At 38.4% G+C, this 21,013-nt stretch carries 25 protein-coding genes and 1 pseudogene; 18 read left to right on the forward strand and 8 right to left on the reverse strand.

Annotated features, from left to right (window positions below; translation table 11 throughout):
- Complete coding sequence (gene der, locus Q9M50_08345) at window positions 1–1,404, forward strand: ribosome biogenesis GTPase Der (protein MDQ7090641.1); 1,404 nt, start codon at window positions 1–3, stop codon at window positions 1,402–1,404.
- 311 nt (window positions 1,405–1,715) lie between these two features.
- Here der and Q9M50_08350 read toward each other — a convergent pair whose 3' ends face one another.
- The 4 genes from Q9M50_08350 to Q9M50_08365 form a co-directional block, all read right to left on the reverse strand.
- Entirely contained in the window at window positions 1,716–1,949 is a 234-nt protein-coding gene (locus Q9M50_08350) for a hypothetical protein (GenBank protein ID MDQ7090642.1), read from the reverse strand.
- 252 nt (window positions 1,950–2,201) lie between these two features.
- The gene (locus Q9M50_08355; GenBank protein ID MDQ7090643.1) at window positions 2,202–2,714 is read right to left on the reverse strand and encodes a DNA-binding protein; all 513 of its coding nucleotides are present in this window, start codon (window positions 2,712–2,714) and stop codon (window positions 2,202–2,204) included.
- Window positions 2,707–2,904 (reverse strand): CopG family transcriptional regulator, encoded by a 198-nt coding sequence (locus Q9M50_08360; GenBank protein ID MDQ7090644.1) that lies wholly within the window; start codon window positions 2,902–2,904, stop codon window positions 2,707–2,709. Before Q9M50_08360 ends, Q9M50_08355 begins: the two co-directional genes overlap by 8 nt.
- Before the next feature lie 34 nt (window positions 2,905–2,938).
- Window positions 2,939–4,411, reverse strand: coding sequence for a DUF4214 domain-containing protein (locus Q9M50_08365; GenBank protein MDQ7090645.1), 1,473 nt, complete (start codon window positions 4,409–4,411; stop codon window positions 2,939–2,941).
- Between the two features lie 713 nt (window positions 4,412–5,124).
- Between Q9M50_08365 and Q9M50_08370 the strand changes: the two are divergent.
- The 3 genes and pseudogenes from Q9M50_08370 (at window position 5,125) to Q9M50_08380 (ending at window position 6,444) form a co-directional block, all read left to right on the forward strand.
- Window positions 5,125–5,598, forward strand: a pseudogene (locus tag Q9M50_08370) (class I SAM-dependent methyltransferase).
- Window positions 5,562–6,041 carry a metallophosphoesterase gene (locus Q9M50_08375; GenBank protein MDQ7090646.1) on the forward strand — a complete coding sequence of 160 codons (480 nt, stop codon included), beginning with the start codon at window positions 5,562–5,564 and terminating at the stop codon, window positions 6,039–6,041. The pseudogene Q9M50_08370 and the gene Q9M50_08375 overlap by 37 nt, the downstream one beginning before the upstream one ends.
- Complete coding sequence (locus Q9M50_08380; protein MDQ7090647.1) at window positions 6,016–6,444, forward strand: hypothetical protein; 429 nt, start codon at window positions 6,016–6,018, stop codon at window positions 6,442–6,444. Before Q9M50_08375 ends, Q9M50_08380 begins: the two co-directional genes overlap by 26 nt.
- Before the next feature lie 306 nt (window positions 6,445–6,750).
- On the opposite strand, the gene Q9M50_08385 is transcribed toward Q9M50_08380, so the two are convergent.
- Window positions 6,751–7,191 carry a DUF3597 family protein gene (locus Q9M50_08385; protein MDQ7090648.1) on the reverse strand — a complete coding sequence of 147 codons (441 nt, stop codon included), beginning with the start codon at window positions 7,189–7,191 and terminating at the stop codon, window positions 6,751–6,753.
- A 342-nt stretch (window positions 7,192–7,533) separates the two neighbouring features.
- On the opposite strand from Q9M50_08385, the gene Q9M50_08390 reads away from it, so the two are divergent.
- Both Q9M50_08390 and Q9M50_08395 read left to right on the forward strand, forming a co-directional pair.
- Window positions 7,534–7,764, forward strand: coding sequence for a DUF433 domain-containing protein (locus Q9M50_08390; protein MDQ7090649.1), 231 nt, complete (start codon window positions 7,534–7,536; stop codon window positions 7,762–7,764).
- On the forward strand, window positions 7,761–8,093 hold the full coding sequence (locus Q9M50_08395) for a DUF5615 family PIN-like protein (protein MDQ7090650.1): 333 nt from the start codon (window positions 7,761–7,763) through the stop codon (window positions 8,091–8,093). The genes Q9M50_08390 and Q9M50_08395 overlap by 4 nt, the downstream gene beginning before the upstream one ends.
- A gap of 206 nt (window positions 8,094–8,299) precedes the next feature.
- On the opposite strand, the gene Q9M50_08400 is transcribed toward Q9M50_08395, so the two are convergent.
- Entirely contained in the window at window positions 8,300–8,905 is a 606-nt protein-coding gene (locus Q9M50_08400; GenBank protein ID MDQ7090651.1) for a thiol:disulfide interchange protein DsbA/DsbL, read from the reverse strand.
- A gap of 89 nt (window positions 8,906–8,994) precedes the next feature.
- Window positions 8,995–9,711, reverse strand: coding sequence for a c-type cytochrome (locus tag Q9M50_08405; GenBank protein MDQ7090652.1), 717 nt, complete (start codon window positions 9,709–9,711; stop codon window positions 8,995–8,997).
- Window positions 9,712–9,831: 120 nt separating this feature from the next.
- Here Q9M50_08405 and yihA point away from each other — a divergent pair, with 120 nt between their 5' ends.
- The gene (gene yihA / locus Q9M50_08410; GenBank protein MDQ7090653.1) at window positions 9,832–10,449 is read left to right on the forward strand and encodes a ribosome biogenesis GTP-binding protein YihA/YsxC; all 618 of its coding nucleotides are present in this window, start codon (window positions 9,832–9,834) and stop codon (window positions 10,447–10,449) included.
- 25 nt (window positions 10,450–10,474) lie between these two features.
- Here the strand turns inward: yihA and Q9M50_08415 are convergent, their stop codons facing one another.
- Complete coding sequence (locus Q9M50_08415) at window positions 10,475–10,831, reverse strand: hypothetical protein (GenBank protein ID MDQ7090654.1); 357 nt, start codon at window positions 10,829–10,831, stop codon at window positions 10,475–10,477.
- Window positions 10,832–10,999: 168 nt separating this feature from the next.
- Here Q9M50_08415 and Q9M50_08420 point away from each other — a divergent pair, with 168 nt between their 5' ends.
- The 11 genes from Q9M50_08420 (at window position 11,000) to Q9M50_08470 (ending at window position 20,977) form a co-directional block, all read left to right on the forward strand.
- Complete coding sequence (locus Q9M50_08420) at window positions 11,000–11,716, forward strand: sulfite exporter TauE/SafE family protein (protein ID MDQ7090655.1); 717 nt, start codon at window positions 11,000–11,002, stop codon at window positions 11,714–11,716.
- A 27-nt stretch (window positions 11,717–11,743) separates the two neighbouring features.
- Window positions 11,744–12,700, forward strand: coding sequence for a sigma-54 dependent transcriptional regulator (locus tag Q9M50_08425; protein MDQ7090656.1), 957 nt, complete (start codon window positions 11,744–11,746; stop codon window positions 12,698–12,700).
- 95 nt (window positions 12,701–12,795) lie between these two features.
- Window positions 12,796–13,452 carry a precorrin-8X methylmutase gene (locus tag Q9M50_08430; GenBank protein ID MDQ7090657.1) on the forward strand — a complete coding sequence of 219 codons (657 nt, stop codon included), beginning with the start codon at window positions 12,796–12,798 and terminating at the stop codon, window positions 13,450–13,452.
- A 9-nt stretch (window positions 13,453–13,461) separates the two neighbouring features.
- Complete coding sequence (locus Q9M50_08435; protein MDQ7090658.1) at window positions 13,462–14,568, forward strand: cobalt-precorrin-5B (C(1))-methyltransferase; 1,107 nt, start codon at window positions 13,462–13,464, stop codon at window positions 14,566–14,568.
- Window positions 14,565–15,842: a precorrin-6y C5,15-methyltransferase (decarboxylating) subunit CbiE gene (cbiE, locus tag Q9M50_08440; protein ID MDQ7090659.1), complete on the forward strand. Its 1,278-nt coding sequence runs from the start codon at window positions 14,565–14,567 to the stop codon at window positions 15,840–15,842. The genes Q9M50_08435 and cbiE overlap by 4 nt, the downstream gene beginning before the upstream one ends.
- Window positions 15,839–16,588: a precorrin-2 C(20)-methyltransferase gene (gene cobI / locus Q9M50_08445; protein ID MDQ7090660.1), complete on the forward strand. Its 750-nt coding sequence runs from the start codon at window positions 15,839–15,841 to the stop codon at window positions 16,586–16,588. Before cbiE ends, cobI begins: the two co-directional genes overlap by 4 nt.
- Before the next feature lie 134 nt (window positions 16,589–16,722).
- Window positions 16,723–18,078, forward strand: a complete 1,356-nt coding sequence (miaB, locus tag Q9M50_08450; GenBank protein MDQ7090661.1) for a tRNA (N6-isopentenyl adenosine(37)-C2)-methylthiotransferase MiaB — start codon at window positions 16,723–16,725, stop codon at window positions 18,076–18,078.
- A gap of 3 nt (window positions 18,079–18,081) precedes the next feature.
- On the forward strand, window positions 18,082–19,065 hold the full coding sequence (locus tag Q9M50_08455; GenBank protein MDQ7090662.1) for a PhoH family protein: 984 nt from the start codon (window positions 18,082–18,084) through the stop codon (window positions 19,063–19,065).
- 7 nt (window positions 19,066–19,072) lie between these two features.
- Window positions 19,073–19,525 carry an rRNA maturation RNase YbeY gene (ybeY, locus tag Q9M50_08460; protein MDQ7090663.1) on the forward strand — a complete coding sequence of 151 codons (453 nt, stop codon included), beginning with the start codon at window positions 19,073–19,075 and terminating at the stop codon, window positions 19,523–19,525.
- The gene (locus tag Q9M50_08465; GenBank protein ID MDQ7090664.1) at window positions 19,522–20,379 is read left to right on the forward strand and encodes a transporter associated domain-containing protein; all 858 of its coding nucleotides are present in this window, start codon (window positions 19,522–19,524) and stop codon (window positions 20,377–20,379) included. Before ybeY ends, Q9M50_08465 begins: the two co-directional genes overlap by 4 nt.
- Before the next feature lie 79 nt (window positions 20,380–20,458).
- Complete coding sequence (locus tag Q9M50_08470) at window positions 20,459–20,977, forward strand: hypothetical protein (protein ID MDQ7090665.1); 519 nt, start codon at window positions 20,459–20,461, stop codon at window positions 20,975–20,977.
- Window positions 20,978–21,013 lie beyond the last annotated feature (36 nt).

Here is a 21,013-nt window from a genome sequence, read left to right on the forward strand (position 1 = left end):
ATGCTACCTGTTATTGCCCTAATTGGGCGACCTAATGTGGGTAAATCCACCTTATTTAATTATTTGACCCGAAGCCGAGAAGCCCTCGTTGCTGATTTCCCTGGTTTAACTCGTGATCGCCAATATGGACGGGTTAAACGAGGTGAGCGCGATTGTTTAGTCGTTGATACAGGCGGCATTATGGATGATGCGGAAGGCGTTGATGATTTTGCTAAAAAACAAGTTCAAATTGCCTTAGAAGAAGCGGATATTGTTTTTTTTATTGTTGATGCACGGGAAGGACTCAATGCGTCGGATGAGCAAGTGGCGAGTGAATTACGAAAGCTAAATAAGCCCGTTATTCTAGTGACCAATAAAGTGGATGGTATTAATGCCGAACTCGCGACCGCCGAGTTTCATTCATTAGCCTTGGGTGAACCCGTTAGAATTGCGGCGACACACGGGCGTGGCGTTCATGAGCTTTTAAACCATATTGACACGCTTTTACCCGAAGTCGAGGAAGAAATTGATGAAGCCGATAAGGGAATTGGTATTGCCATTGTTGGTCGTCCTAATGTCGGTAAATCAACCTTAGTGAATCGTTTGTTGGGTGAAGAGCGGGTGGTTGTTTTTGATCAACCGGGAACAACTCGGGATAGTATTTTTATTCCCTTTGAACGCAATGATACGCTATTCACCTTAATTGATACGGCGGGAATGCGTCGCCGTGCAAAAATATCATTAGCCATTGAAAAGTTCAGTATTATTAAATCGTTACAAGCGATTGAAAAAGCCAATGTGGTCATTTATTTGATTGATGCGAGTGAAGGTATTACCGATCAAGACTGTCATTTATTAGGACTGGTTATTGAAGCAGGACGGGCTTTAATTCTAGGTTTAAATAAATGGGATGGTTTAAGTCATGACCAAAAAGAGCTGATTAATCGGCAAATAGACGTTAAATTACCCTTTTTAGATTTTGCAGAGAAACATCCTATTTCTGCTTTACATGGCAGTGGGGTGGGAAAATTATTTGATGTCGTACATACGCTTTATGATGCGACGATGATTAATATGTCCACGCCAGCATTAACGCAAATTTTAAAAGAAGCGACGATGGCGCATCAACCGCCTTTAGTACAAGGACGGCGTATTAAATTAAAATATGCACATCAAGGAGGACGAAATCCGCCTGTAATTATTATTCACGGAGCGCAAACGGATGCGTTACCTGATGCCTATAAGCGTTATTTAATTAATTTTTACCGAGATAAATTAAACTTAAAAGGAACGCCTATTCGGCTTAAGTTTAAATCACCTGATAATCCGTATAAAGAAGTTAAAAAGAAACCGACTGAGAAGCACCAGAAGAAAGTTGAGCGATTAGCCCGAATTAACTCGCGTAATAGGGTAAAGAAAAACTAATTTTATAGGATGAATTGTTGCCCCGCTGAATCTAATTATTTTAATAATAAATAGGGTGTCTGTAGATTATAAAATACAGGCGGGGTAGTAAATTATAAGTACCTAAGTAAAAATTATCGTATATTTTTTACCAAAGCTATTTAGTATTTTCAGTACGGACTCTTTCAGGTTTGAATAGCTGATATATAATTTGGTGAGTGTAAACAGAGGGAGACCTGTTGGATGGAGAAAGAGAAAGTATAATTAACACCGACCCCTTTATTTCGCTTTATTTGCTTTATTTGCCGACCCCTTTATTTGACCCCTTTATTTTACAGACTACGTTTTAACTTTGTTCCTTCTGGTAAAGCTAAACGTACTGATAGATTTTGTGTTTGCTCTTCGGTTGGAGTGACAATCTCATCAACGGTATAAGTTCCTATTGTGATTGTTTTGTTATTTGATATAGTTTGTAGATAAGATGTCTCAACCGTAGAATTACCCGCAACCCTATATTTATAACGAAGCACACGATTAATTTCTCCAGTCGCAACCACTACCCCCATTAACCTTAACAATCCCCTTAAAACTCACTTTAGGCTTAACCACCACATTAATAGATTCCCCTACCGCCTTTGTCCGCACATCTTAAGTAGCAACCCCCGTAGGCGAAAGCGTTATAATCGTAATCGTTTCTGCAAACACCGCGCTTGAGAAAAAATACAGGAATAGCCAAACCACACTAAAATTTCTTATTTTCATAGCGTTACATCCTTAAAATATAAACAAACTAAAACTTTCATTCTTAATACTTTCGATTAGTTATCAAACCATTCAGCGTTTAACTGTTCAATAACATCATCTAATAATTTTGGGCTAACATGTAACGATGATTTTTCAGGAATAGCCACCAATAAATCCAATATCTCAGCAACAGAACGCAAATTATGCCGCACAGCACGAATTAACAACCCTAACGTTCCACGCGCTTTAATGTTCAAATTTTTAGCGGCTAACCGTGCCGCCGTATCATCTGTCAAAAAAGTATTGATATTTTTAGTCAAACAAAAACTCAAAGCCTCACGCTCACCATGATGCAAAGTAAACAGGGTCGCAATTGCATTCACTTTAGCCAAATAAGGGGTTGCGGGAACATGAACTAATGTAACAACCTGATTTTGTAAAGCCTGAGGTCGATGATATAAAACTTCCGTCCAAACTGCATCAGGGACAAAAATCGTTGTATAGTCACTTAAAACATCTAACGCATCTAGTTCATCCAAATGAATTAACACACCCGCATCAGCAACAACCAAAGATTGCTTAGTCATCACCACGCAAACCCCATTCAACATCCTCTTGAATAAAAGCCTCAGTCAATACCTCCTGATGCGACTCTAAATAACGCCGCAAAGATTCATTAATAATTTCTTGTAAACTACCCGCCCATCCCCGCTGTATTAACATTTGTGCTTGCTCAGATAATTGCTTTGGAATTTCTGCTTGAATTACGTTATTCATCATTTTTACCTAATTTGACTCAATTTAATCTCTGCTAAACAATCGAAAAATCAACCGTAGAAAAATCACTCACACCCGCCAATGTTAAAGCAACATCAGGCTCAGAAACTACCGTGTTATTATTAAGCACAATCGCCTTCTCAAAAATAATTCGCGTATCTGTAGCCGATTCAATACTGGCACTCTGCCTAAAAGATTCAGTCGTGATCGTTTTACCCCTGACATCATCAAAAACCAGCTTATCTTCACCCACTTTAAACCCTTGCAACGTAACATCAACTACTTCACTACTTTCAACAATAAAAAGACTACTGTCTATATCATAAATAAAAAAATCAGCAATCCCTTCTGTACCTTGTTGAGGAAGAGAATTATTCGCCGATAAATGAATCATCCCTAAAGCAGAATCTAAAGCAGCTTTTGCAACCACAACGGTCGATTCATCCGCAGTCAGGGTAGCTAACGCCGTCTTTGCTAAAGTAACATCATTCGATTGCAAAGGATCAACAAAATACATAGAAACCTCGGTTTTATTCGCAATCAATGCCGCATCTTTTAAACCTTGTGGCTCAGTGTTTGCTTTCGCCCCTTCAATCATCCGAATAATCGCCTCATCTTTAGTCATTCCCCCTTGATCTAATTGATTGACCCAAAAATCTCGACCACTGACATCAGGCGCGCGCCCTAAAAGATTGGTATAAATAGCGGTAATAAAATCATTGGATGACAAAGCCGATGGATACAACGCTTGATATTCTGCCGCCGTTGAAATATCGTTAGAAACCGCCGTTAAAGCAAATTGATCTTTAAGGGCATCTGATAAAGAATCAGCCGCACTTAAACGATAAGTTTCAAAGGATTTCTCCCAAAATTCCACCCCACCTGCATCAGCCGCCCGATTAAAATAAGCAGAATATAATTCAACAATTTGTTTAAAAGAAACCCCTAAAGCGATATTTAAGACAGATTTCGTACTTTCAACACTCGCAATATCAGCCGTAATATTAGAAAATGCACTTGCCGATAATTTGCCATCATTTGATTTTAAATAATCCACAAAATAAACTGAAATAGCGGTTTTATTGGCAATCAATGCGGCATCTTTTAAACCTTGAGGTTCAGTGTTTGCTTTCGCCCCCTCAATAATTCGAATAATGGCCTCTCCTGAAGTCATTTTTCCTTCATTCAAATTATTAACCCAAAAATCCTTCCCGCCAGCATCGGGTAAACGCCCTAAAAGATTGGTGTAAATTTTAGTGATAAAATCACTATTTTCCAAAGTTGAGGGATACAATTGTTGATATTCCGTTGCAGTTGAAATATCGGCTAACACTTCTATGAAAGCATACAGCTCTGGAGAGGGGGCTAATAATGTGGTCGGCGCATTAGCCATATAAGTTTCAAATGAATTGATCCAAAAATTTGCACCTCCCGCATCAGCGGCACGGTTAAAATAGGCAGAATACAGCTCAATAATAGTTTCTTTTTGTTCGGTGGTTATTGCCATGTTAATTCCTTAAAATAATTCAAAAAATTTAAAGCCTATAATTTTACAGTCGATTTTTAAATTTGTCTTTCATGATTATAAGCTAACTAAATATTATACTACAATCAATTCTTAGTTGTTATTTCCAAAATAGGAGGGAAATAGGGGGCTGACCTAGCCTGTTGAAATAAAAATTTAACCTTTATAATTCAAATACTTATAGTTTTACAGGGGTAAAAAACTAACACCTAAACCTGCTTTTATTTTTCTAACAAACCAACAATCAATAACTTAGGTAAAAATAGCAAAATTGAACGCGTTATAATTCTCCGTCTTATCGTAATTTTTTTCTCAGCTTATAGATTTAAAATCTTAGTTTTTATTATCAGTGTTTCAACAGCCTAGGTCAGGTCTTTTATCTTGCACTCTTAAAATTTTGGTTCTATCGTAAATCGAGCGATTGCAAAATGCAAGACCTGCCCCCGATACTCTGTTTTGAAAATGGAAAGCTTGGGATAGCAAAAAAATTAATTAATGGCGTTGGGTTTGGCTTTAGCTCAAGTTAGTATGTTGTCTTAAGACCGTCTGCAAAACTAAATTCAGAATATTTATTTTATTTTTATCACAAAATAGTTTTAGAGACTCTTTAGATTTTGGAAAACTGTGGCTCCAAATTCAAATTGGCGAAGGGATTGTAAATTAGAACCCGATAGTAATATGCACTTACCCCGTCAACTATTCTTGAAATTGATTGTGGTACAGGTTCTAATTTGCTTAGGCTGAGTAAATTTTTTCCTCAGGCTAAGTTAACTGGTATCGACTTATCAACTGATATGTTGGATGTCGCTAAGAAAAAACTAGGTCACAATAAAAATGTCACTTTAATCAATGAAATGTTTGATCACAACAGTGTTCTACCAAAATTTGATTTGATTTTATGTTCTTATATGACATCCACTGTCCCTGAGTTAACCAAAATGCTGGAACTCACGGCGGCAACGCTTAATGAAAATGGCTACTTTGCTTGCGTTGATTTTCATAGCTCGAACCATGAATCGTTCAAACGCTGGATATCACATAGTATTCCGATACGAACTGATTTCCCCGTTGAAAAGTTAGACGCTTTATTTGACAAAAAAATATTACATCCTAAAAAAGCTTATTTAGGGGTATGGAATTACTTTATATACATCGGACAAAAACGGTGAAGGTATTGTGTACCTCAGATTGGCACATGGGGATTTATAAGGATCCATGTGATGCTTTAAAATTATCAAATAGTCAGCTTACTGATATGCTTGACCAGTGGGAGAGTGAGAACGATTTAATCTTATTAAATGGTGATATTTTTGAAGTCTTAAAAAGTGCACGAATAAAGTTTTCTCACTATGATCAAACGATGCGAGTGATAGAAAACCGTCAAAGATTCGTTGAGCGTATTATTTCTTCAAAAAAATATTTATGGGTAGTCGGTAATCATGACTATACCCTAGAAAAAATTTTAGATTTACCCGTTAAAATAAAAGTTGAACTTGATCATGGTTTCACGCTATTAGCTGAACATGGTCACCTATTAAGAGTCCCCCAAAGAACACTATTCTTCCTATGCTTGGCATTTTCACCTAATGTACTGCATGAGCTGGTGGATTGATAAACTCGGCATGACGTTATCAGGGCGTGATTTTTGTCTTGATAGCATCATTGCTCAGAAATTTGAAAATTGGTCTAACAAAACTAGCTCTGAACATTGGAATGATCGACTTAAAAATAATATCATCAAGTTAGCATTTTTTTACGCCAGTTTAAATTCTGACAGTGATTATGCCTCCCTTAATGAATTATTTCTGCAACATGCTCAAAAGCAATTTAGTAAAAGCAAGACCTTCGTTACCTTTGGGCATAGTCATAGTCATAGTCATAGTCATAAAATAGAGTATTTTTCTAATGATAATATTTACGTTAATACGGGCAGTTTTTGCGCACAAAACCAATATAGCTTTAGGATATTTTCAACCGATAGAGCCAAGGTAGAAGTACTCTCTTCTGATATTTGATAGAGCAAAAAATGAAGGGTGATGGAAATTAATAGAATAACGAGAGTCAGAATAAGACAGATGAGTTTAAATTTAGTCTGACTCCAGTTATTTATTAGGGACAACATACCTCGACTTATTTATTTCGATATTTTCACAAAAAAATCAGACGAACCCAAAGAGTATCTTAATTTTAAAATACCCTCTTCGGCTTACCTATAAATATCGAGTATTTACAACCGTGAAAAAACTTGTTTTTTCACTTCCCTGCATAACATCCGTTATTAAGCCTATCAACTTAGCTTAATTGCCTTCATTACGAATACTTTAATCTAATAACTCTTGTGGAATATTACCGCCGTTCTCTGCAAGTTTTTGTAATACTGTGCTATGCAACCACATATTCATTTGTGCAGAGTCCGCCATTTTTTCTTCAGGACAACTCAATTCCGCCGCCAGTTCTTTACGTGAGCCATAGCTGCTATCAAGCTTTAATAATTTTAATAAATCAACAATAGACACCTTCCAGTTAAGATTTTCTTCATTAGCCGAGCCTAACTCTTCCAACTTACTAACAATATCAATAGAATTAGCCTCCACTTCGATTGCCTCTACAGTCATGGGTTCTTCTGTATCTTGAATTTCTTCTTCAACTTCTTCAACTTCTTCAACGTTTTCTACTTCTTCTTCAACTGCTTCAACGCTTTCTCCTTCAACTGCTTCATCGCCCATGCCTAATGTGTCCATCATAGAATCAAACATACCCATAATTATTCTCCAAGTAGATAACTAAAAAATCCGTAAAACATAAATTTAATACGGGAAACGGCATCATACCACTATCTTTTATTCTGGTACTTTAAGCTTTATCTGACGTTAAATAAAAACTAAGAAAACGGAGGGTAGAGTGAATGACAATTTAAGTTTACTCTCCACCCTCAATATTTTTGTTTGCCAATATTTTCGTTCTTGTTATAAGTAGTTTGTAGATAAAATCCCTGATTTTTTTATGTTATTATTGCAAAAGAATCCAGTTATTTGTGAAAGTAGGTAAACTTTGACGATTAGTCCGTTTTTTTTCATCAATAATTTTATAAAGGTTTAAATCTCATGGATATTAATTATCAAAACATCATTACAATAGACTCTGAAAAAAGAAGTGGCAAGCCTTGTATTCGTGGGTTAAGAATTACGGTTTATGATATTTTGGAATATTTTGCATCGGGGATGACTATGGATGAGATTCTTGATGATTTTGATTATTTGACTAAGGAAGATATTCAAGCCTGTTTTGCTTATGCGGCGGATAGGGAGAAACATTTGATGGTTGTTAATTCGTGAAGTTGTTGTTTGATGAAAACCTATCTCCAAAGTTAGTGGCAGTATTGGAAGATGTGTTTCCTGAATCGGCTCATATTCACAGACTTGGTTTAGGTGGTGCTGGTGATGATGAGGTTTGGGCTTATGCTAAAGAAAATGGTTTTATCGTGGTCAGTAAGGATGCGGATTTTTATGATAAAAGTCTTTTGTTTGGACATCCACCTAAAGTGATATGGATAAGGCGTGAGAATTGTTCAAATCGTTATATTCAGTTATTGCTTAGGAATAAGTTTAAGGCAATTAGTTGTTTGATCGCTAATGATGAGTTATCTTTTTTGCAGATAATTTAAGTTATAAAAACACGTCTTGGAAATCAATACCATCTCTCCAAATCTATCACAAGAGGTAAATTAATTCACTTGTGATGGATTTGGAGAGATGGTGTCCTGTCTTAAGTTGATAGCCGAAAAATTTAGCATAATGCGTCGCCTCACCAAACCATAAAACGTAACTTGACTAGAGACGCAAACCATCACGTCTCCACCCATAAAATAATTTATTTATTTGTTTCTTCCATAATTAAAGCGTCTAACACTTTAATCATATTCTCTTGACCCTTCGCTGATTTAGCACTAATTTTATACTTACCATTAACAATTAACGCAGGAACGCCTGTTAAACCATAACGTGCAGGAAGCACTTTCGCTTGACGGACTTTTTTATCAACAATAAATGAATTAAAGATTTCATGAAACTTAGCTTTATCAACCCCATGAGCGATAAAGAATCCCGCTAACTGCTCTTCCGTTTGTAATTTTTTCTTTTGATTCTGAATCTCATCAAAAAAATCAGCGTGAACCGTATCAACAACCCCTAAAGTCTCAGCAACAAAATACGCTTTAGCATGATCTTCCCATTGCTGATTAAAAGCCGCTGGCTGACGAATGTAATCAACATTTTCAGGCTTCGTGGCTAACCATTTATTAATATACGGCTCTAAACTGTAACAATGTGGACAGCCGTACCAAAAAAATTCGATGACTTCAATTTTAGAGGGATTCGTAACGGGTTGAGCAGGCGATAAAATTTCATAGCCTTTATCCTCGGCCTGTAACAACGTGGTAAAACTGAATAACATAATGAAAAAAATAGTTTTAAACATGATAAATATCCTTGTTAAAAAAAATAAAACCTTAAAGTCGTTTAAAAACTTTAAGGTCTAATACAATACGTTGAATGTTACAAAATAAATTATTTGGCCGATTTTTTTTGCTCATTCATAACCGATAAATAATAAGAAACCGCCTGTATTTCTTCACTCGTCATTTTTTTAGCGATCATATTCATTATATTTTCAGATTCTGCATTACGATTACCTTGTTGAAAATCAGTGAGTGTTTTAATCAAATAATCGGCATGTTGCCCATTAATAACAGGAAATTTAGCCGGTTGATTTCCTTCCCCATTAACCCCATGACAAGCAATACATGCCGATACTTTATTTTTTAAATTACCATTTTGATATAAATCGGCCCCCTTTATTAATAAACCATCCAATTTTTCTTGTTGAGCGACTTTAATAACAGCAAGTGCGGCTTCATCTTCTTCGTCCTCATCATCCTCATCTAACGGTAAGGAGGGCATAGAATTAGTAGATGTCGTTTGCGAGGCATAGAAAGCGGCAAGATCTGCCATAGATTTTTCATTTAAACCCATCGCTAACGGAGCCATCATCGGTGCATTTCGAGTCCCTTTTTTTAAGGCGGTTAATTCCTTAATTAGATAAGACGCATGTTGTCCTGCAAGCTTTGGAAAACTAGGCACCGTACTGTTACCGTCAGCACCATGACATCCCGCACACGCAGCTGCCTGTTGTTTACCTGCATTAACATCACCTTCAGCGTGTAGAATAGCCGCAGTCGTAGACAATAGTAGCGAAATTGAAATTGTGAGTAATTTTTTTATCATCAAACTCCCCTTCAAGGAATAAAAAATAATGGAGACGTTCTTAAGTTTTTGCTTAAGACTGTGATCGTTTAAGTTAAGATTAACATCTTATACCCTTTACAACATCTACATGAGACAACGATGAATCCAGTTTATCATCAAGCCAAATTTATTAATAGTGCGCCACAACTTAGTGATGCCCCTCAAGACATCGGATTAGAAATTGCATTTGCAGGTCGGTCTAATGCGGGTAAATCCAGTGCTATAAATACCTTGACCCGCCAAAAGGCGTTAGCACGAACCAGTAAAACACCAGGTCGAACTCAATTATTAAATTTTTTTGAAATAGAACAGGGAAAATGTTTTGTTGATTTACCCGGTTATGGGTATGCTAAAGTCCCTATTCCTGTTAGAAAACAGTGGCGTAAAATGATGGAAGATTATTTTATTAAGCGTGAAGCCTTATGCGGCATTATCTTAGTCATGGATATTCGTCACCCACTGACTGATTTTGACTGGCAAATGATTGAATGGTGTGGGCATTCGTCACTTCCTTTACACATTTTACTGACCAAAATGGATAAAATAAATTACGGTGCGGCAAAAAACACCTTGCTAAAAGTACAGCGTGAGTTAGAGGAAGTCGATTTTCCACTGAGCCTACAATTATTTTCCGCCCTTAAAAAGAAGGGGATTGATGATGCCCATCACGTTTTAGATCAGTGGTTTAAAGGCAAACGAAGAGTAATCACTGCCTAAATTTTAATTTAAATAAACACCAGAATTATCTCTTACACGCCTCTGTATTGCATAAATTCAATGTTTCAGGATCAAGAAAAAATGCGATAATAAGCGTGACTAGGATAATAAATAAGCAGGTTAATGAATAGTGTAAATTCTGTCTATTATTATTGATAATATAAAAAAAACTCGATATCAGATGACTCATGCCCAGCAAAATAACAATAAGAAATAAGGTAAATTCAATTAGAAAAAGTTCATTTCGATTCCCATAATGAGCCGAATTTAATTCGACCGTATGCAGTACTGAGACCAGTAGCAACATAAACGATAACCAAACGGATAGTAGAACTCTTGTTTTAAGCGGTGCTTTTGATGCCTTACTGATACTCATTGTCATACTCATAAGTCCTTTATTACTAATAAAAATTATGTGTAAATTAATGACAAGCATACTAGCCTAATTATCCTCCTTTATAAATGTGACAAAATGTCGCATAGACCACACTTTTACTTTGAAACGTTATGGCCTATTTAAACTTTAACCTAATAATAATGCAGATTCGTGATGGAATTTGATCTCGCTTTTAATGCCTCTTACTTAGTTGCTTTTACCATGGGTATTTTTAGTAGCGTTCATTGTATCGGCATGTGTGGCTCTATGATTGGAACATTAACCTTAAGTCTTTCGCCTAAAATTAGACAGTGTAAATGGCGGTTATTTTTCTTTGTACTAAGCTATAACATAGGGCGTATCAGTAGTTACGCGCTTGCGGGGGCTATCGTCGGATTATTAGGCACTTTATTTAATTTACCGATTATCCATGGGGAAGGACACCGTGCATTACAATTATTTTCAGCCACTATCATGGTCGGCGCGGGGTTTTATATTGCGGGCTGGTTCCCACGCTTTGCTTACATAGAAAAACTAGGTTCTCGATTTTGGCACTTAATTGAACCCTTCGGGCGACGGTTAATTCCTGTGCAAACGCATTTACATGCCCTTTTTTTTGGTATGATTTGGGGATGGTTGCCCTGTGGCTTAGTTTATGGGGCCTTAACCTTATCGGCCACCACAGGGAATGTTCTAAAAAGCAGCCTAACTATGCTAGCGTTTGGTTTAGGTACTTTACCCGCTGTAATAGGAGTCGGTATAATGACAGGCTTTCTGGCGAATTTATCAAGAATGCGGGGGTTCAAGCAAATAGTCGGCCTTCTTATGATAGCACTTGCGCTGGTAGCGTTATTCCCGTGGCTAAACCCTATGCGTTTACAGCCAACTTAACACAATGATTACATAATGAGGTCTAATATGACTCAATTCAACTCTATTATCGGTAAGTCTCCCGCCTTTGAGTCTTTATTACGCAGTGCTAGAATAGTCGCTGCAACGGATGTCACTGTTTTAATTAAAGGCGAAACAGGAACAGGAAAAGAAGTTTTAGCGACCACTATTCAACAAGCCAGTTCGCGCGCGGATAAACCCTTTATCACCTTAAATTGTGCCGCCTTACCCGAAGGCATTGTGGAATCTGAATTATTTGGACACCGAAAAGGGGCCTTCACCGGTGCAAATAATCATAAACTAGGCATCTTTCAAACCGCTGAAGGGGGAACCTTATTTTTAGATGAAATTAATTCCTTACCCTTAGCCATGCAAGCAAAATTATTACGTTTTTTAGAAACAGGCGAATGTTTTGCAGTTGGCGATATCAAACCCTATAAAGTGAATACCCGCATCATTGCCGCAACGAATGCAGACCTTCATCAACAAATTGATCGCGGGGAATTTCGGCCTGATTTATTTTTTCGCTTAAATGTCGTCCCATTAGAATTGCCACCATTGAAAGAACGAAAAGAAGATATTGATGCCTTAATCAAATACTTCATGAACCATTTTTCAATTACTCATAAACTTAACAAGTCTAAATTCAGTCGTCAGAGCATAAAAAAATTACAAGGCTATCAATGGCCTGGAAATATTCGTGAATTACGTAATTTATGCGAACGATTAAGTATTTTATTAGCAGGACGTACCATTGAACCTGAAAATTTACCGCGTGAATTTAGTACGTGCAATACACCTGCTGTCGAAACGGCCTTTAAATTACCAACCCTAGGTTTAAAATTAGAAACGGTTGAAGCCGATCTTATTAATCAAGCGTTAATACGAACCAATGGCAATCGCAGTAAATCCGCCCGTTTATTAGGCATTTCAAGAGACACCTTGCTCTATCGTATTCAAAAACATGGAATAGCAAGCTGTTAAGATCAAACCGTCATTCCTATCGTTTCAAGGTTGATTAAATTTTGATGCTTACCTTTCAACTTTATACCGTAGTCTTTTTGAAATCACACTAAACTATGACAACCAACCGTATTACCGAACAAATGACCCCCGCAGGTCAAAAAATAGAGCATAATTCCTTTGCCATTGTCGATAATGAAGTCGGTGAACACAGCTATCCTGCTGACCAATGGGGAATTGTTCGGCGAATGATTCATGCTACCGCTGACTTTGAATTTAATGGATTAACCCATTTTCATCCTCACGCAGTTAAATCAGGGTTAACGGCTATAAAACAGGGGGCAAAAATCATTGCTGATGTTGAAATGATTTGTGTCGGCTTATCACAGCCCCGTTTAAAGCATTTTGGTGTAACAACTCATCACTTTATTGCCGATGACGATGTTATTACCACCGCAAAAGCAGAAAATACCACGCGTGCCGTACAGGCCATGCGTAAAGCACACCAACAAGGGTTATTAGACGGGAGTATTATCGCTGTCGGTAATGCCCCTACCGCCTTATTAGAAGTTATTCGGCTTATAAAAGAAGAGGGTGTAAAACCTGCTCTCATTGTAGGGATGCCCGTAGGCTTCGTTTCAGCCGCCGAATCAAAAGCGGCCACTGAATTATTAGCGTCAACACCGTGGATTGTCACTCACGGACGCAAAGGCGGATCAACCTTAGTTGTCTCCGCTATTCATGCCTTATTGGCCTTAGCCGAATCCGCTTAACGTGTGGCCATGAAGCCTAAAAAAGAAAAAGGAACACGCAAAGGTTATACCACAGGCGCGTGTACTGCGGCTGCTGCGCGCGCAGCCGTAACAGGCTTAATCACAGGACACGTTCCTGAACAAATACAGGCCGAACTGCCTAATGGTCAACACGTCACCTTTCAGGTAACAGAAGGTCAGGGTAATCACTCTCAAGCCCATGCAGTCGTTATTAAAGATGCGGGCGATGATCCTGATTGTACCCATAAGGCCCATTTAACCGTGGATGCTAAACGTTTACCCAACCAACGTGGAGAAATTATTCTCATCGGTGGTGACGGCGTAGGAACCATCACAATGCGAGGCTTAGGCTTAGAAGTTGGTGGGGCCGCAATTAACCCCGTTCCCCGAAAAAATATTATTGATAACCTTCAACAAATCGCAACCGACTTACTCCAACACGAGGGTTTAGAAATTACGGTATCCGTACCTGACGGCGAATTAATGTCTAAAAAAACCCTAAATTCACGTTTAGGCATTATCGGGGGAATTTCTATTTTAGGGACAACAGGGATTGTCCACCCTTACTCTACCGCCGCCTTTAGAGCCAGTGTCGTACAAGGAGTCGAAGTCGCTGCAAACCAAGGCTTAGACACCGTTGTTTTAACCACAGGTGGACGAACTGAAAAATTCACGCTCAAAACACTCCCCCACTTAAGTAAAGCAAGTTTTGTACAAATGGGGGATTTTTTAAGTCCTGCTTTAGATGCGGCTAAAACGGTGGGGATTAAAAACATCGTCATTGGCGGCATGGTCGGTAAATTAACCAAAATGGCCCAAGGTGAAAAAATAACCCATGCACGACGCAACCCTGTTAATACTCAATTATTAGCCGATATTGCAAAAAGTGTTGGCGCGGGTGAAACCGTTTGTAATGAGATTGCCGCCAATGAAACCGCGCGTTATGCAGGCGAACGTATGGAAGAAATCGGCTTGAGCCAAGTGTTTTATGATGAATTGTGTCGCCGTGTCGTTAACACCTTAAAATCGCGTTATCCTCAGACCTTTAATTACACCGTTCTTATGTGTGATTTTAACGGTGAAAAATTAGCTCATTATCAGGAAAATAATAGATGAAGCCTTGCAAAATAATGGGCGTGTTAGACAACGGTATTGACAGTTTAACCTCCTTAGCTTTAATTGCCTTACAACAAGCCGACCTAGTGATCGGGGCGGAACGAACCTTAGCATTGCTAGAAACTCAAATTAGTCATGCCGAAAAAAAAGATTTAGGCGGGCATTTAAAATCCGTACCTGATTGGATTTTAGCCGCACAAAAAGACAATAAAAAAGTGGTCGTTCTCGCCACAGGCGATCCCCTATTTCATGGGCTTGCTAGTTTTTTAACCAAAAAATTAGGCACCGATCACCTAGAAATATTACCCAACGTTTCCACTATTGCACTGGCCTTTGCTAAGTTTTCAATTCCTTGGCACGATGCAAAAATTATTTCCATTCATAAAAAAGATACGGGTGAATGGCGACACGGCGCAGGCATTGAGCATGGACTTTATGTTTTACTGCAAGCCTTGACCCACGAGAAAAAAATTGCTATTTTCACCTCCCCCGAAAATGACCCTGCCCGTATTGCGCGTTTATTACGGATTGAAAAGTTAGATCATTTTTTTGATATTTATATTGCTCAAAATTTATTGGCTGAGGATGAAAATTTAATCCAAGATCAACCGATTAAAGCAATTGCTGAACAATCATTCAATGGCAATAATATTGTTATTTTACAACGCAAGCAACCGCCTCATCCCGAGGTTTTATTTGGATTAAACGATACCTGTTTTAAACAACGTAAACCTGATAAAGGTCTCATTACCAAACGTGAAGTTCGGGCAGTCTCGTTAGCCAAAATGCAATTAAAAGCCGACAGTCTGGTTTGGGATATTGGCGCAGGCTCTGGTTCAGTGGGGCTTGAAGCCGCGCGTTTATGTCATCAAGGTTATGTCTATGCCATTGAAAAGAATATTGCCGATTTTGTTATTGCGGGTGAAAACAGTCAGCAATTACACATCCACAATTATCAGCTCATTCATGCAAAAGCCCCTGAAGGCTTAGAAATTTGGCCGAGTCCTAATGCTATTTTTATCGGTGGAACAGGCGGTGAATTGGCTAGCTTAATTCATCTTTGTTTACAGCGTTTAAAAACAAACGGCTGGTTAGTGATGAATTTTGTGACCTTAGAAAATCTCAATACCGCACTAGAGACCTTAAAATCAGTTCAGGCCTACTGGGATGTGGTACAAATACAAGCCTCACGCAGCCAACCTATTTTACACATGAATCGAATGCAGGCTGAAAACCCCGTCTGGATTGTATCCGCGCAACGAGAATCCCAATGACAGGAAAACTTTATGGCGCGTCATTAGGACCCGGTGATCCTGAGCTTATTACACGCCGTTCATGGGCCTTATTACAGTCGAATGCCCAGTGGATGTACCCCGTTAAAAAACAAAATGGGGTGAGCTATGCCTTACAGATTGCACTGGATGCGGGGTTAACACGGCCTGAAAACAGTACCGCCTTAATTTTTCCAATGACCCATAATCGGGAAATTTTAGTTAACTACTGGTTACAAGCGGCACAAACTGTCATAGCGGTCTTAGAGCAAGGTCAAGATGTGGTCTTTTTAGTTGAAGGCGATGCCTCAACCTTTTCAACTTTCCAACATTTAGCCAAAACAGTTCAAGGATTAGATCAAACGATTGTTATAGAAACAATAGCAGGCGTTAGCTCGTTTAATGCGGCGGCGGCCTGTGCAAAAATTCCACTGGCCGATACCGATGATACCGTAGCGATTATTCCCGCAGGGTATGGTATTGAGATGATTGAATCCTTATTAAACGATTTTGATACCTTAGTTCTCTTAAAAGTTAAACCGATATTGGATGATCTAATTACCTTTTTAACTCGTAAAAATTTATTAGATAAAAGCTGTTTTATTGAAAAAGCAGGCTCGCGTGAAGAACGGATTATTCATGACATTACCTGTTTATACGGCGAAAAGGTTAATTATTTATCCTTAATAATGATTCAAAACCCGCATCGTATTCGAGGAAAAATGATTCGAGGTTGCCGAAAGAAATAAGCCCCTAACTCAAAATTAACGTAATAACTAAATTTCAGGTTATAATCATAAATTTTCAACTGTATTTAATTGAATATTACCTTCGGAGCCTCCATCGCTACGCAGACTAAACGATTGAATTCTCTTCTCAAACTATGACACAAAAACTTTATATTCAAACCAACGGCTGCCAAATGAATGAGTACGATTCCGAAAAAATGCGGGACGTTCTCCAAGCATCACACGGAATGGTCATAACCCCCCTTCCAGAAGAGGCCGATGTCTTATTATTGAATACCTGTTCAATCCGTGAAAAAGCCCAGGAAAAAGTTTTTTCTGCCCTCGGTCGTTGGCGAAAACTCAAACTCAAAAACCCTGATCTTATTATTGGTGTGGGCGGTTGTGTTGCCAGTCAAGAAGGCGCGGCGATTCAAAAACGCGCCCCTTACGTTGATATTGTCTTTGGGCCTCAAACCTTACACCGCCTTCCGAGTCTTTTAGATCAAGCTCAAAAAACGCATAAAAAAGTCGTTGATATTTCCTTCCCTGAAATTGAAAAATTTGATGCATTACCTGAACCTCGAGCTGACGGGGTTAAAGCCTTTGTCTCTATTATGGAAGGCTGTAGTAAATATTGTACTTATTGCGTTGTTCCCTTCACACGAGGGGAAGAAATTAGCCGACCGCTCACCCAAGTTTTAAATGAAATTACAACCCTTGCCCAACAAGGCGTTCGTGAAATCAATTTACTCGGTCAAAATGTTAACGCGTATCAAGGTGAATCTGATGACGGCGATAGTATTGATTTTGCCCTGTTATTGCATTATGTTGCGACCATTGACGGTATCGACCGAATTCGTTTTACCACCTCGCACCCCGTTGAATTCAGTGATGATTTAATCGAAGCCTTTGCAGAAATCCCGCAATTAGTTAATCATTTACATCTCCCCGTTCAAAGCGGCAGTAATCATATTTTAAAACAAATGAAACGAGACTATACTCGTGAAGATTATATTGATAAATTAACGAAGCTCAAACAGGTTCGCCCTGACATTAGCCTTTCCTCCGATTTTATTATTGGATTTCCGGGTGAAACCGACGCGGAATTTGAAGAAACCATGCACTTAATTGAAGAAGTGGGCTTTGATTTTTCTTATAGTTTTATTTACAGTGCTCGACCGGGAACGCCTGCGGCTGAATTTAGCGATGATGTTCCGATGGAAGTCAAAAAACAACGCCTAAAACGCCTGCAAAAACGTTTGAATGATCTCACTCAAACTATTTCTCAATCCATGATAAACAGCACTCAAAGCGTGTTAGTTGAAGGCGAGTCAAAAAAGAATGCCTTACAAATGACAGGGCGAACTGAAAATAACCGTGTGGTTAACTTTATAGGTCATCCAAGGCTTAAGGGTCAGTTTGTTGATATACTCATCACCGAAGCCCTCCCTAATTCATTACGCGGACGTTTAGTCGAATCGTCCTTAGATAAAATAAAACAGGTGAGTTAACCTATGGTGGACAGTGTAAAATCATCCCATTCATTTCAATTAGAGCCTGTTGATAATAAACGATTCTCTAATTTTTGTGGGGAACGCGATCAACACCTAAGACAAATTGAACAGCGTTTAAACGTTGATATTTATAATCGAGGGAACCATTTTGAAATTACAGGGCTTGAAACCGCTATTAAAGCCGCTAGTGTGATTATTAAAAATTTATTTATGGCTACTGAACATGAACAAATCACTCCAGAACAAATACATTTAGCTATGCAAGACGCAACCGTTGACCAACTACTTGACCTCTCTCCCAAAGAAAATACATCCGAGTTCGTCACCATTAAAACAAAAATGGGTCTGATCAAAGGACGAGGGGGGAATCAACAACATTATTTAAAAAAAATCCAAACGTATGATATAAATTTTGGGGTCGGGCCTGCGGGAACAGGTAAAACCTACCTTGCTGTTGCCTGTGCGGTTGAAGCCTTACAAACCGAACAAGTTAGACGCATCATCCTCGTTCGACCTGCGGTTGAAGCGGGTGAAAAGTTAGGCTTTTTACCAGGGGATCTTGCCCAAAAAGTTGACCCTTATTTACGCCCTTTATATGATGCCTTATATGAAATGTTAGGCGTTGAACGCGTTGATAAATTACTGGAGCGTAAAATAATTGAAATCGCCCCTTTAGCTTTTATGCGTGGTCGAACACTCAATGATTCCTTCATTATTTTAGATGAAGCTCAGAATACAACCACAGAACAAATCAAAATGTTTTTAACCCGTGTTGGCTTTGGGTCAACCGCTGTGGTCACGGGTGACATTACTCAAATTGACCTCCCTAAAGATAAACTTTCAGGCTTAAAACATGTCTTAAATGTGCTTCATGATGTAGAAGGTGTGAGCTTTACAACCTTTAGTGTTCGTGATGTCGTCAGACATCCTTTAGTACAACGGATTGTGGCCGCGTATGAAGCCTACGAACAAAAAAAGTCATAAGCCTTTAATGACTCAAATTGATCTTCAAATTGCATCAACGGCTAAAAACTTACCCACCGAAATGCACTTTCAAACCTGGGTTGATAATGTTTTAAACGACTCATCGGAGTTAGTGATACGCCTCGTTGATGTCTCTGAAAGTGCGGAACTTAATCAACGTTATCGACATAAACAAGGAGCCACTAATATTTTAAGCTTCCCCTTTGAAGCCCCTGAAATGGTCACCACCTCATTATTAGGCGATTTGGTCATTTGCGTCCCCCTTATTGAACAACAAGCGTTGCAACAACATAAGCCGTTGCTCAATCATTGGGCGCATATAGTTATTCATGGGACGTTACATTTATGCGGCTACGATCATGAAAATAAAGCCGATGCGGATGAAATGGAAACCAAAGAAATTAACCTTTTAAAAAAATTATCTATTCCGAACCCTTATCAAGAACACACTCCCTTATGAACGATAAACCTCCCAGGAACACTAGCTCGCAAAAAGGCTGGCTGAGTAAAATAGCCCAACTTTTAGGAGGCGACATTCAAGATCAAACTGAATTGTTAGAAATATTAAAAGACGCGCGCGAAAAACATCTTTTAGATGCAGAAGGGTTATCCATGATGGAGGGGGTCTTACATGTCGCTGAAATGCGCGTACGAGATATTATGATCCCGCGTACACAAATGGTGGTGGTTTCCAAAAATATTGAGTTGGAAGCTGTTTATCCCTTAGTCACCGAATCCTCTCACTCACGATTCCCTGTTATTGAGGATGACCGTAGTGAAGTTATTGGGGTCTTAATGGCCAAAGATTTACTCGCCTATATTGTCAATAATAAACACTTAACCGTTGAAGACATTATGCGCCCTGCCAATATTGTCCCTGAAAGTAAACGCCTGAATGTCTTACTTAGAGAGTTTCGAACGGAACGTAATCACATGGCCATTGTCGTTGATGAATATGGTATGGCCGCAGGTTTAGTCACCATTGAAGATGTTCTCGAACAAATTGTCGGGGATATTGAAGATGAACATGATGTTGATGAGAATACTGATTTTATAGTGCAGCGGGATAAGCATGAATATATTTTAAAAGGCTTAACTCCTATCGCGCATTTTAACGAAAAATTTTCAACCCATTTATACGATGATGAATTTGATACCATTGGCGGCTTCATTGTTCATAAACTCGAATGCTTTCCTAAAAAAGGGGAAAAATTAAACGTGGGTAACTTTCGTTTTGAAGTCTTACGAGCCGATAGTCGGCACTTACATTTAATCAAATTAAAAGTAAAAAAAATAATAAAAGATAACACTTAGCTTTCATAATATTTTAAGATGACCCACTGGGTGTGAAAATACCCATTTACCCTAGCTCCACTGATACAAAGGAAAAAAAATGAAATCATTGATTACCCCTCTAATTGTAAGTGTCCTTGTAATCGCATCGCCTGCGACTGTTTATGCTAACTCTTATTCTGAGGATAAGCTTAACGAAGTCATTGCGGTTGACGATGCTGACTGTAACGATGAAGTTAACATTAGAGAATTTACCCAGACTAAAAACCAGTATGACCAAAATAAAGATGGCTATATTACTGCAAATGAAGTCAGAACAGAATTAGTCGAAAATTTGGGGGAAACGGTTACAGAATTAAAAAAACATAACATTTCTGAAAATAATATTAATAAAACCGTTACCAGTGAACTCAAAGGTATTAACAAAAAATCGGCCGCTATTATTAAAAAAATGGATACCGATAAAGATGGTTTAGTTGAGCCTGAAGAACTTGAGAATTTTCAAGAAAAACAATTTGGAAATCTTGATCGTAATAGAGACGGCGTTATTTCTAAATCAGACAAAAAAACTAAAAAATCAATCTCAAAAGGTGGATTTGGCTTTCGTTATAACCGCTAAATCATAACAATCGACACGATAACCCAACAGTGCGTT

The organism is Methylococcales bacterium, assembly GCA_030949405.1.
Lineage (GTDB): Bacteria > Pseudomonadota > Gammaproteobacteria > Methylococcales > Methylomonadaceae > WTBX01.